An 11,976-nucleotide genomic window follows, 5' to 3' on the forward strand; every position below is an offset into this window, starting at 1 on the left:
CCTCGTCCTCAATCGCCGGACGGGCTGAAAATTTCGCCCAGGTGGGCTGAATGTGCACCGGGCGGGCTGATGGTGCCGGGCTGTTGCTCAGCCGGTTCAAGTTTGGGCGGGTGGGTGGGAGAAAGCCCGTCCGGCGTTTGAGGACGAGCGCGGAGCGCGATCCGGGGGTGACCCTTTCGGGGCTGATGGTGCCGGGCTGTTGCTCAGCCGGTGCGAGGTTGGGCGGGTGGGTGGGGGAGTTGGGGTTACAGGAGGCCCGCTGCGGCCAGGTGTTTGCCCACCTGTTCCGTTTCCGCCCCGGACAGGGGGACCTGGGGCGCCGCCGTGAGGGGGCAGTCGATGACGCCGCGCAGGTGCAGCGCGGCCTTGAACGCGCCGAGCCCGGAAGAGCTGGCCCCCATCCGGAGGGGGTCCCCGACGCCGACCATGCGGTACAGCGCGCACAACCGTTCCTGCTCGGCCCGGGCCCGCTCCCAGTCCCCCGCGAGGGCGTAGCGGTAGAGACGTACGTACCCGTGCGGGTCGACGTTCCCGAGGCCGGGGACGACGCCGTCGGCGCCCATGGCGAGGGCGGAGTCGACGGTGAGCTCGGAGCCGGTGAGGACGGCGAAGGAGGGCAGGCCGGCGCGGGCGCGGGCGCCGAGGATGACGCGGCGCAGCCCGCCGTCGTCGCCGCTGGAGTCCTTGAGGCCGGCCAGGACACCCTCGGCGGCGAGTTCGAGGACGAGGTCGGCGTCGAGCTTGGAGTGGACGGAGACGGGGAGGTCGTAGGCGAAGACGGGCAGAGCCCCGCGGGAGGCGACGAGACGGAAGTGGCGGGCGATCTCGGCGGGGTGGGTGCGGGTGTAGAAGGGGGCGGTGACGACGACCCCGTCGGCCCCGGCGTCGGCGGCGGCCCGGACGTGGTCGAGGACGCGCAGGGCGGTCATGTCGATGGCCCCGGCGAGGACGGGCAGCTGCCCGCCGACGTACCGGACGACGCGGTCCACGACGGTCCTGCGGTGCTCGTCCGGCAGATACGCGGCCTCGGCGGACGAGCCGAGGACGAAGAGACCGTCGACGCCACCGTCGATCAGATGGTCGACGAGGCGTTCCAGCGAGGCCACGTCCACCTCGTTGTCCGGGGTCAGGGGGGTGCAGACGGGAGGGACGACACCGGTCAACGGGGAGGGAAGGTTCGGCAGGGTCACGAAGTCTCCTTGGACGTGGCCGTGGCGGCGGCCGTCGCTGCGGACGACTGGCTGACGAGGTCCCGCGTGGACTCGCCCGCCAGTACGGGGTGGTGGCACCGGTACCGATGCCCGGCACCGGCGTCCGCGACGTCCGGCATGGCCGTCGCGCACACCTCGTCGGCCTTCCAGCACCGGGTGCGGAAGGGGCACCCGCTGGGCGGCCGCGTGGCCGACGGTACCGGGCCGACGAGCGGAATCGGGTCGATCGGGTCGAGCAGTCCGGGTGTGGCCGAGAACAGCGCCCGGGTGTACGGATGCCGGGCGTTGTCGAGGATCTCGGCGGCGGGTGACTCCTCGACGATCCGGCCGAGGTACATGGTGATGACGCGGTCGCTCATCCTGCGGACCGTCTGGATGTCGTGGGAGACGAAGACCAGGGCGAGGCCCAGGCGTTCCCTCAGGTCCAGGAGCAGGTTGAGGATCTGGGCGCGTACGGAGACGTCGAGGGCGCTGGTGGGTTCGTCGGCGACGACGAGCTCGGGTTCGAGGGCGAGCGCGCGGGCGATGGCGACGCGCTGGCGCTGGCCGCCGGAGAGTTGTCCGGGCAAGGCGTCGGCGAGGACGGGGGGCAGACCGACGAGGCCCATCAGCTCACGCACCCGGTCGGTGCGCTCGGCGGGGGTGCCGCGGCGGTGCACGTCGAGGGGGTCGCGCAGGATCTGCCGGATCGGCAGGCGGCGGTTGAGGGCCGTCGACGGGTCCTGGAAGATCATGGCGGTGCCGGTGCCGATCGTGGTGCGGCGCTCGGCGGCGCCCATCTCCCACAGGTCCCGGCCGCGGAAGGCGACAAGCCCGGCCGTCGGCCGCTGGATGCCGAGGAGGACCTTCGCGAGGGTCGACTTGCCGCAGCCGGACTCGCCGACGACGCCGACGGTCTCGCCGGGGGCGATGGTCAGGTCGGCGCCGGTGAGGGCGTACACCCGGTCGCGGGAGAACAGGCCGCCGGTGCGGGCCTTGTGGACGACGTGCGCGTCGCGCAGCGTGACCAGGGCGGCGGGGTCGTCGTCGGGCAGGTCGCCGGGCAGGTCGCCGGGGGGAACAGCCTCAGCCACGGTCACGGACCGCCTCGCTTCCTGGGAGCCGGGGCTCCGCGCTCTCGACGACGGGGGCGGGATGGTGACAGGCCGTCCGGTGCCTGCTCTCGCCGAGGAGTTCGGGGGCGGTGGTGTGGCACAGGCCGTCGGCGAGCGGGCACCGGTCGGCGAAGCGGCAGCCCGCGGGGAAGTCGGCCGGGGACGGGACGACGCCCTTGATCTGGGTCAGCCTTCCCCAAGCTCTCGACTTCGCTCGAGCAGGGGATGCCCCACTGGCGGCGGACTCCAGGGAGAGCACGGAGCCGAGCAGGCCGCGCGTGTAGTGGTGGGTGGGGGCCTCGACGAGGTCGGCGGTCACGCCGGTCTCGACGATCTGCCCGCCGTACATGACCGCGACCCGGTCGGTGACGTCGGCGACGAGCGCCAGGTCGTGCGAGACGAGGACGAGGGCGAAGCCCAGCTCGGCCCGCAGCCGCAGCAGGAGCTGGATGACCTGGGCCTGCACGGTCACGTCGAGCGCGGTGGTGGGCTCGTCGGCGACGATCAGCTTGGGGTCGCGGGACAGGGCCATGGCGATGAGGACGCGCTGGCGCTGGCCGCCGGACAGCTCGTGCGGATAGCTGCGCAGGGTGCGGTCGGGGTCGAGGCCGACGAGGGAGAGGAGTTCGGCGGGGGAGCGGTGGCCGCCGCGCCGGACGACCTGCTTGAGCTGGGCGCGTACGGTCATCGCCGGGTTCAGGGACGACAGGGCGTCCTGGTAGATCATCGCCATGTCGTGGCCGAGGAGCCGCCGCCGGGCCCGCATGGGCAGGCCGATCAGCTCCCGCCCGTCGAAGGTGACGTGCCCGCGCACCCGGGCGCCCTTGGGTTCGAGGCCCATGACGGTGAGCGCGGTCAGGGACTTGCCGCAGCCGGACTCGCCGACGAGGCCGAGGACTTCGCCGGGCCGGACCTCGAAGCTGATGCCGTCGACGATGTCGACGCCGGAGTGCCGTTCCTCGAAGCCGATGGCCAGGTCCCGCACGCTGAGCACGGGTGTGCCCTCGGGCAGCGGCCGGGCCCGGGAGCGCAGCCGCGCCGCCGCCTCGGTCAGGCCGGGCAGCTCGAGGACCTCGCCGCTGCCCGGCTCGGGTGCCTCGACCGGGTCGTCCTTGCGCCCCGCGCCGGTGACGTCACGGCCGGACGGTGCGGCCCAGGCGTCGGAGACTCCTTCGGAGAGCACGTTCAGGGAGAGCACCGTCAGGAGCATGAGCAGGCCGGGGAAGACCGTCGCCCACCAGCCGCCGATGAGGACCATGTTCTTGCCGTCGGCGATGACGCTGCCCCAGGACGGGTCGGGGGGCCGCACGCCCGCGCCGATGAACGACAGGGACGCCTCGAACACGATCGCCTCGGCGACCTGGACGGTGCAGAACACCAGGACGGGGGCGGCGCAGTTGATGGCGACGTGCTTGATGACGATGTGCGGGGTGCGCGCGCCGATGACCCGCTCGGCGACGACGTAGTCCTCGCCGTACTGATCGAGGACGTTGGCGCGTACGACACGGGCGATGGGCGGGGTGAACAGGAAGGCGATGGCGCAGATCAGGACGGTGATGCCGCCGCCGAAGACGGCGACGAGGACCGCCGCGAGCGCGATGCCGGGGAACGCCATGACGACGTCCAGGCAGCGCATCAGCGTCTCGTCGACCGCCTTGCGGGAGGTCGCCGCGACGGCGCCGATGACCGCGCCGACGATCAGCGCGAGCGTCGTCGCGCCGAGGCCGATGGCGAGGGACCAGCGCGCCCCGTACATCAGCCGGCTGAGGATGTCCCGGCCCAGGCTGTCCTGGCCCATCCAGTGGTCGGCCGAGGGGTGGCCGGTGCCGTCGACGAGGGTCTGCTGGTCGAGGGGGTCGTGCGGGGCGATGAGCGGGGCGAACAGGGCGACGAGGACGACGACGGAGACCACGCCGAGGGAGATGCGGGAGAGGACCGGCAGCTTCGCCAGGGCCCGCAGCCGGATGCCGGGCACGGCAAGGCGCTCGGTGAGTTTCTTGCGCGACTGGAGCATCAGGAGGTTCCCCTCAGGCGCGGGTTCACCAGCAGGTACAGGATGTCGATCACCAGGTTCACCACGACGAAGCCGACGGCCGTGGTGATGACGACGCCCTGCACGACGGCCGGGTCACCGTTCTTCACCGCGTCGATCATGAGCTTGCCCATGCCGGGCAGCGAGAAGATCGTCTCGATGACGACCGCGCCGCCGAGCAGATAGCCGACGCGCAGGCCGAGCACGGTCAGCGGGTTGATGAGGGCGTTGCGCAGGACGTTGCGGCCGACCACCACGACCGGCGGCAGTCCGCTGCCGACGGCCGTGCGGACATAGTCCTTGTCCAGCTCCTCCACCACGGCGGTACGCACGATGCGGGTCATCTGCGCGGCCACCGGCAGGGACAGGGCGAGGGCGGGCAGCGTCATCGTCTTCAGCCAGCCGGTGAAGGAGTCGGCCGGGTTGACGTAGCCGCCGGTCGGGAACCAGCCCAGGTCGACCGCCAGGTACTGGATCATCAGGAGGGCCAGCCAGAAGCCGGGCGCCGCGACGCCGGTCAGCGAGACGACGCGGATGATCTGGTCGGGAAGCCGGTCGCGGTAGATCGCGGCGAGCACGCCGAGCGGCAGGGAGAGCAGCACCGCGATGCCGAGGCCGAGGAACGTCAGCTGCATCGTCAGCGGCAGCGCGGTGGTGATCTGGTCGATGACGGGGGACCGGGTGAGGACGCTGATGCCCATGTCGCCGCCGATGAGGTCGCCGACGAAGGCGACGTAGCGCACCGGCAGCGGGTCGAGCAGGCCGTTGTCCTCGCGGAACTGGTGCAGCTGCTCCTGGGTGGGGTTCGCGCCCTGGTAGAACGCCGACGCCGGGTCGATGTCGGAGAACCGCATCACGAGGAACACGAAGAGCACGATGCCGAGCAGCAGCGGCACGAGCAGGGCGATACGGCGGGCCAGGATGCGCAGGATCGCGGTCACTGCTCAACGCTCCTCTGGTCGCTCACGGCGTACGGGCTCCTCATGGGCGTACCGGCTCCTCACGGGCGTACGGGCTTGTCACGTCGGTCAGGCCCACTTGGCCTGGAGGAGGTTGATCCCGGGGTAGGGCTGGGCGCGGACGCCGGTGAGCTGCTTGGGGTCCCACGCCGTCATCAGCTCGTTGTGCACCACGGGGTACAGCACGGCCTCCTCGGCGACGATGTCGATGTAGTCCTGCACCATCGTCTTCTTCTTGGTGGCGTCCGGCTCGCGTGTCGCCTGGTCCATGAGGCGGAACAACTCCTTGGCGCGGGCGTTCTTCGCCCAGCGGGCGTAACCCATCCACAGGTTGTCGGGCCCGTAGTTGTAATGCATGATCAGGTCCGCCTCGATGCCGAACTGGTTGGGGTTCGAGGCGGCGGCGACGACCTGGTAGTCCTTCTTCTGGTCCAGCTTGGTGAAGACGGCCGTGGTCTCCTGCGGGTCGAGCGTGGTCTGGACGCCGATCGCGTCCCAGGACGCCTTGATGGTCGGCAGGCAGTCGACGATCCAGCTGACGTTGACCGCCATGATGTTGATCTTCAGGTCGTCGACCCCGGCCTCCTTCAGGAGCGCCTTGGCCTTCTTCGGGTCGTAGCCGTAGACGGTCTTCGCCGGGCGGTAGGTCGGGTTGCCCTCGTTGAGGAAGGACGAGGCGGCCTTGCCGTGCCCCTTCAGGGCGACCTCGATCATCTTCTCCCGGTCGATGGCGTAGTGCAGCGCCTGGCGCACCCGGACGTCGTCGAAGGGCTCGTGCGCGGTGTTGAACATCAGGAAGAGGTTGTTCATGCCGGCCCCGCCCTCGACCGTCATGCCGCCCTTCTTCAGCTGTTCGATGTTGGCGTACGGGATGTTGTCGGAGATCTCGGCGTCCGCGCTGGCGCCGGAGATCTTCGCGACGCGCGGCGCCGCGTCGACGATCGTCAGCCAGTTCATCTTCTTGAAGGCGGCCTCGCGCGGGCCGTTGTAGTCGGCGAACGCCTCGAAGGTCGTGTTCGACTTCGGGTGGTGGGCGGTCTGCTCGTACGGGCCCGAGCCGATGGCCTTGCCCTTGGTGGCGTCCTCCCAGGCGCCCGGCTTCGAGTAGACGTGCTTCGGCATGATCTTGGCGAGGGTGAGCCGGGCCGCGCCGTCCGGGAAGGGGAACTTCAGGACCAGCTCCACGTTCCGCGCGTCGACCTTCTTGACCTCCTTCAGCCAGCTCGCGAAGAAGCCCTTGGCGAGGGTCTGCGTGTCCGGGTCGAGGATCCGGTCGAACACGAACACCACGTCGTCGGCGGTGACGGGCTTGCCGTCGTGCCACTTGGCGCCCGCGCGCAGCTCGAACTTCCAGGTCGTCGCCTTCAGGTCGGCGGGGATCGCCGTGGCGAGCTGGGGGTAGGGCTCCCGGCTGATCGGGTCGGTGCCGAGCAGCGCCTCGTAGATGTGCTCGTTGCCCGCCATCGCGAACGCCGACGCCGTCTGCGTCGGGTCCCAACTGCCGTCGTTGCCATAGCCGATGACGGCCGTCAGGGTGCCGCCGTCCTTGCCGCCGCCACCGGTGTCGTTCGTCGACTCGGGTCCCGAGCAGGCCGCGAGCGTGCCGGTGAGACCCGCCGCCGCGCCCAGGGCGCCGGTGTACTTGAGGAAGGACCGGCGGTCGGGGCCGTGCCCGCCGTCGCGCGTCACGGGGATCAGGTGGCTCACAGTGCCTCCATGAAGGAGTGGGGAGGCCTGCTCCCCAAGTGCCGGGTGAGAGGGAGGTGCAGTGCTTCCGGTGGGAGATCCCACGTCCTACGTCGTGCTGGCGTGGCGACCATAAGAGGGCCGCGAGTGCCGGTCAAGAGAACGCGCACGGATCAGAACCCGCTGTTCCCGGATCGGAATTGAGCAACCCTCAGCCCCGGACGGGCCGCCGCGCGCGAGGAAGTCTCGTCCGGAGGTGGGACGTGGGATGTCATCCGTGCCTACGATGTGGCGCATGCCTCAGGAGCCCATCCGTGAACGGCCCGGGCCCGCCCCAAGGCGGCCCGGTGAACGGCGTGTGAGCGGTCAGGTCCAGCGCGAGGTCACGCAGCTGATCCTGGACCGGCGGCTGCGCCCCGGCGCCCTGCTGCCCACCGAGGCCGAGCTGATGGAGGAGCTCGGCGTGAGCCGCAACTCCGTGCGCGAGGCCCTCAAGGCGCTGCAGGCCCTCGACATCGTGGAGATCCGGCACGGCTACGGCACCTACGTCGGCCAGGCCTCCCTGACCCCCCTCGCCGACGGCCTGACCTTCCGCACCCTGGTCCAGCTCGCCGACGACACGCACGCGCTCGCCGAGATCCTCCAGGTCAGGTCGGTCCTGGAGGAGGGTCTCGTGCGTGCGGTCGCGGCGGTGCTCACCGACGCCGAGCTGAGCGGCCTGGAGGATCTGGTGCGGCGGATGGAGGAGGCCGCGGCGGCCGGGGACGCCTTCCCCGATCTGGACCGCGAGTTCCACGAGGCGCTGTACAGGCCGCTCGGCAACGCGCTCGTCACCCAGTTGCTCGGCGCGTTCTGGCACGTCTTCCACCGCGTCGCGGGTGTCCGGGGCTGGTCGCGGGACCCGGCGCCGGACGTCACCGTACGCAGGCACCGCGACATAGTGGCGGCGCTGCGCGCGGGCGACGTGGGCGCCGCGCAGCGGGCGATGGCGGACCACTTCCGCGGCATCGAGGCGCGGGCGGGGCAGGAATCGAGAGGTGTGGGATGAGCCCGGACAGCACTGGTGGCATCGGTGGCATCGGCGGCGGCAGTGATAGCGGCGGCAATCTGGACCGCTTCTACGACAAGCTGGCGACCCTCGCGTACGGCGGCGACTACAACCCCGAGCAGTGGGGCCCCGACGTGCACGCCGAGGACATGGAGCTGATGCGCGCGGCGGGCGTGAACCTGGTGACGCTCGGCATCTTCGGCTGGGCCACCACCGAACCGACCCCCGGCGCCTACGACTTCACCTGGCTGGACGCCCACCTGGACCGCCTCGCCGCCGCGGGCGTCGCCGTCTGCCTGGCCACGATGACGGCGTCCCCGCCCCCGTGGCTGGCCCGCCTCCACCCCGAGACCCTGCCCGTCATGGCGGACGGCACCCGCCTGCACCCCGGCTCCCGCCAGCACTGGTGCCCGTCCAGCCCCGTCTTCCGCAGCCACGCGGTGCGCCTGACGGAGCGCCTCGCGACCCGGTACGCGGACCATCCGGCGCTCGCCCTGTGGCACATCGGCAACGAGTACGGCTGCCACATCTCGCGGCACTGCCACTGCGAGGTCTCCACGGCGGCGTTCCGCGACTGGCTGCGCGAGCGGTACGGGGCGGTCGACGCGCTGAACGACGCCTGGTCGACGACGTTCTGGTCCCAGCGCTACAGCACCTGGGAGGAGATCCACACCCCGCGCGCGGCCCCCTCCTTCCGCAACCCGGCCCAGCGCGCGGACTTCCTCCGCTTCTCCTCAGACGAGCTCCTCGCCTGCTACCTGGCCGAGAAGGACGTCCTCGCCCGCGTCACCCCGCACACCCCCGTCACCACGAACTTCGTGCCCGTCGCCAAGACCCTCGACCTGTTCCGCTGGGCCCCGCACCTGGACGTCGTCTCGTACGACTCCTATCCCGACCCGCACGACCCGGACGCCGCCCAGCGCACCGCCTTCAGCTACGACGTGATGCGCGGCCTCAAGGCCGGACAGCCCTGGCTGCTCCTCGAACAGGCGCCGTCGGCCGTCAACTGGCGTGCCCACAACGGCCGCAAGCCGCCCGGACGGATGCGCCTGGACAGCTGGCAGGCCGTGGCGCACGGCGCGGACGCGGTGCTGTTCTTCCAGTGGCGCCAGTCGCGCGGCGGCGCCGAGAAGTTCCACTCGGCGATGGTGCCGCACGCGGGCCCCGCGACCCGCACCTTCCGCGAGGTGACGGATCTTGGCGCCGAACTCGCCGCCCGGCCGGACCTGTTGAGGTCACGACCCGAGCGGGCGGACGCGGCGCTCGTCCTGGACTGGCCCAACTGGTGGGCCCTGGAGACGGACGCGCACCCGAGCGAGGTGGACTACCTGGACGGGGCGCTCGCCCTCCACAGGCCGCTGTACGACGCGTCGGTGGCGTGCGACGTGGTGCCGGTCGACGGGGACTTCGCGGCGTACCGGCTGCTGCTCGTGCCGCATCTGTACTCCATGTCGCTGGACACGGCCGCGCGCCTCACCGCCTACGTGCGCGACGGCGGCACGCTCGTCGTGTCGTACTTCTCCGGCATCGTCGACGAGCACGACCGCGTGCACCTCGGCGGCTACCCGGGACCGCTGCGCGAGGTCCTCGGCCTGACCGTCGAGGAGTTCGACCCGCGCCCCGACGGCGGCTGGGCGGAGGAGATCCGCCTTGAGGGCGCCGAGCGGGTCCTCGCGTACGACGGGGGCGGCCCTGCCGTGACCCGCCACGAGTACGGCCGGGGCACCGCCTGGTACCTGGGCCTGCGCCCCGACCCCAAGGCGATGTGCGAACTGTTCGACCGGGTGCGGGCGGAGGCCGGGGTTTCGCCCGTGGTGGCGGGGCTGCCGCCGGGGGTGCAGGTGCGGACGCGCGTGACGGCGGCGGGGGAGGGGGTGCGGCTGCGCCTCGATCACCGCGACGGGTCGGTGACGGTCGAGGGCGGCCAGACCTCCCGGCAGTAGTCCGCGAAGGCGCGCGGCGCCCGGCCGGTGAGGCGGGCCACGGTGTCCGTGACGCGGTCCTCGCCGCCTTCGCGGATGCCGTCGTCCAAGGCGGCAAGGACGCGGGCGAACCCGGCGGGCATGCCGCGTTCGGTGAGCCGCTCGGCGAGTTCGTCGGCCGACACCGCGTGGTGGGTGACCGTGCGCCCCATGACGTCGGTGAGCGTCGCCGCCACCTCGTCGTACGTCAGCGCCTGCGGGCCGGTGATCAGCAGGTCGTGCTCGGGCGCGGGCACGGTGGTGAGGGCGTGCGTCGCCACCGCGGCGATGTCGTCGGCGTCGACGAAGGGCACCCGGCCCGTGCCGGTGGCGGTCGTCAGGACGCCGTCGGTGCGGATGCTCTCGGCGTGCAGGTGGTCGGCGGTGAAGTTCTGCATGAACCAGGACGGCCGGAGCGCGGCCCACTCCTCGAAGAGGCCTTCCTCGGCCAGGAGTCGGTGGATCTGCCCGAGGGCGGGGCCGCCCGCCTCGATGGCCGACGAACTCAGGAGCACCACCCGGGTCACGCCCGCCGCGCGGGCCCGGCGCAGGAACGGCAGCACGACGGCGACCGGGTCGGGGTCGCCGACCGGTGCGACCAGGTAGACGCGGTCGGCTCCCTGGAGGGCGGGCGCGTGCGTCGCCTCGTCGTACCAGTCGAAGCGGATCGCGTGGGCCCCGGCGGGCAAGGCGGCGTCCGCGGTGCGGCTCGCGGCGCGGACGGTGTGGCCGAGGGTGGCCAGGCGGGCGGTGACGCGGCTGCCGGTGGTGCCGGTCGCGCCCGTCACCAGGACGGTGTGTCGCTCAGGCACCGACGGCCTCCTTGAGGGTGTCGGGGATGCCGAGCGGGTTCCAGTAGTCGCGGTAGTGCGTGAAGTGGCCGTCCCTGACGGTGACCACGGCGATGTACGTCATGTCGAAGGCGTCGCCCGTCGCGGTGACGCGGCCGGTGCCGCGCATCTCGACGACGATCGTCTCCGGGGCGGTCGTCTCGTGGATGTCGACGTACGGGAAGTCCTCGTACGCGATGTGCTCGCCGAGGCCGCGCAGGTACGCGCCGATGGCGTCCCTGCCCTCGACGCGGCGCGGATAGCCATCCGGCGCGAAGGGGAACTCGGCGACGCCGTCCTCGGCGAACAGGTCGATCCAGCCCGCCACGTCGTCGGCGAGGAGGAGGCGGATGCCTTTGCGGTACAGCTCGGAGGGCGTGGGGGATGCGGCGGGTGTGCTGGGCATGCTGATGTCCCGTCCTCTACGATACGGACTGTCGGTCCGCTTAACGATACGGACCGCTGGTCCGCTTTGTAAAGGTGCCCCCATGACAGAACGCAAGGCGCGCGCCGACGCGGCGCGCAACCGCGAGGCCGTACTCGCCGCCGCCGACGAGCTGTTCGCGCGCAGCGACAGCCCGCGCGGCGTGTCGATGGACCAGATCGCCGCCGCGGCGGGTGTCGGCAAGGGCACCCTCTTCCGCCGCTTCGGCGACCGCACCGGCCTGGTCCGCGCGGTCTTCACGGCCCGCAGCGAGGCCCTGAGCGCCGCCGTCACCTCCGGCCCGCCACCGCTCGGCCCCGGCGGCCCCGCCCGCGACCGCGCGCCCGCGCTCCTGGACGCCCTGCTCGTCCTCAAGCTCGACAACCGCCATCTGTCCCTCGCCCTGGAGGAGTCGGGCGGCGGCAGCCCGTACGAGGCGGAGCACTACGGCTGGTGGCACGGCGTCCTGCGGGACGCGCTTGCGCAGACGGAGGCGGTGCCCGACGCCGACTACGCCTCCCACGTGCTGCTCGCGGCCGTACGGGCGGACCTGGTCGAGCACCTGGTGACGGCGGAGGGGATGTCGGGGGAGGAGATCCGGGGGCGGCTCGGGGAGTTCGTGGGGAAGGTGCTGGGCTAGGGCCTGTCCGGCGGATCTTCGCGGAACAGCCCGCGGCGTCTGGTGCGTGCTCTCGGCGTGCGCCCGGATCGCCCTCGTACTGGACGTACTT

Annotated in this window: 10 protein-coding genes; 3 read left to right on the plus strand and 7 right to left on the minus strand. The window is 71.9% G+C overall.

The features are described from left to right. Positions 1-245: 245 nt before the first annotated feature. The 5 genes from ACFVHO_RS31695 to ACFVHO_RS31715 all read right to left on the minus strand — a co-directional run bounded on the left by ACFVHO_RS31695 (position 246) and on the right by ACFVHO_RS31715 (position 6,994). A complete protein-coding gene (locus tag ACFVHO_RS31695) occupies positions 246-1,190 on the minus strand; it encodes a dihydrodipicolinate synthase family protein (RefSeq protein ID WP_385722165.1) in 945 nt (314 codons plus the stop codon). Then, positions 1,187-2,245, minus strand: a complete 1,059-nt coding sequence (locus ACFVHO_RS31700; protein ID WP_385722185.1) for an oligopeptide/dipeptide ABC transporter ATP-binding protein — start codon at positions 2,243-2,245, stop codon at positions 1,187-1,189. The genes ACFVHO_RS31695 and ACFVHO_RS31700 overlap by 4 nt, the downstream gene beginning before the upstream one ends. Before the next feature lie 31 nt (positions 2,246-2,276). Continuing rightward, a complete protein-coding gene (locus tag ACFVHO_RS31705) occupies positions 2,277-4,319 on the minus strand; it encodes a dipeptide/oligopeptide/nickel ABC transporter permease/ATP-binding protein (protein ID WP_385722167.1) in 2,043 nt (680 codons plus the stop codon). Further along, on the minus strand, positions 4,319-5,278 hold the full coding sequence (locus ACFVHO_RS31710; RefSeq protein WP_385722170.1) for an ABC transporter permease: 960 nt from the start codon (positions 5,276-5,278) through the stop codon (positions 4,319-4,321). The genes ACFVHO_RS31705 and ACFVHO_RS31710 overlap by 1 nt, the downstream gene beginning before the upstream one ends. Before the next feature lie 87 nt (positions 5,279-5,365). Next, positions 5,366-6,994 carry an ABC transporter substrate-binding protein gene (locus ACFVHO_RS31715; RefSeq protein ID WP_385722188.1) on the minus strand — a complete coding sequence of 543 codons (1,629 nt, stop codon included), beginning with the start codon at positions 6,992-6,994 and terminating at the stop codon, positions 5,366-5,368. Between the two features lie 274 nt (positions 6,995-7,268). Here ACFVHO_RS31715 and ACFVHO_RS31720 point away from each other — a divergent pair, with 274 nt between their 5' ends. After that, entirely contained in the window at positions 7,269-8,030 is a 762-nt protein-coding gene (locus ACFVHO_RS31720) for a FadR/GntR family transcriptional regulator (protein ID WP_385722191.1), read from the plus strand. Beyond that, entirely contained in the window at positions 8,027-9,973 is a 1,947-nt protein-coding gene (locus tag ACFVHO_RS31725; protein WP_385722172.1) for a beta-galactosidase, read from the plus strand. Before ACFVHO_RS31720 ends, ACFVHO_RS31725 begins: the two co-directional genes overlap by 4 nt. On the opposite strand, the gene ACFVHO_RS31730 is transcribed toward ACFVHO_RS31725, so the two are convergent. Both ACFVHO_RS31730 and ACFVHO_RS31735 read right to left on the minus strand, forming a co-directional pair. Then, positions 9,922-10,803: an ergot alkaloid biosynthesis protein gene (locus tag ACFVHO_RS31730; RefSeq protein ID WP_385722175.1), complete on the minus strand. Its 882-nt coding sequence runs from the start codon at positions 10,801-10,803 to the stop codon at positions 9,922-9,924. The two genes, ACFVHO_RS31725 and ACFVHO_RS31730, sit on opposite strands and share 52 nt — an antisense overlap. Beyond that, complete coding sequence (locus ACFVHO_RS31735; protein ID WP_385722178.1) at positions 10,796-11,227, minus strand: nuclear transport factor 2 family protein; 432 nt, start codon at positions 11,225-11,227, stop codon at positions 10,796-10,798. Before ACFVHO_RS31735 ends, ACFVHO_RS31730 begins: the two co-directional genes overlap by 8 nt. 82 nt (positions 11,228-11,309) lie before the next feature. Between ACFVHO_RS31735 and ACFVHO_RS31740 the strand changes: the two genes are divergently transcribed. Next, positions 11,310-11,885, plus strand: a complete 576-nt coding sequence (locus tag ACFVHO_RS31740) for a TetR/AcrR family transcriptional regulator (RefSeq protein ID WP_385722180.1) — start codon at positions 11,310-11,312, stop codon at positions 11,883-11,885. Positions 11,886-11,976 lie beyond the last annotated feature (91 nt).

This window comes from Streptomyces sp. NPDC127108, assembly GCF_042677545.1.
In the GTDB taxonomy this organism is placed as follows: domain Bacteria; phylum Actinomycetota; class Actinomycetes; order Streptomycetales; family Streptomycetaceae; genus Streptomyces.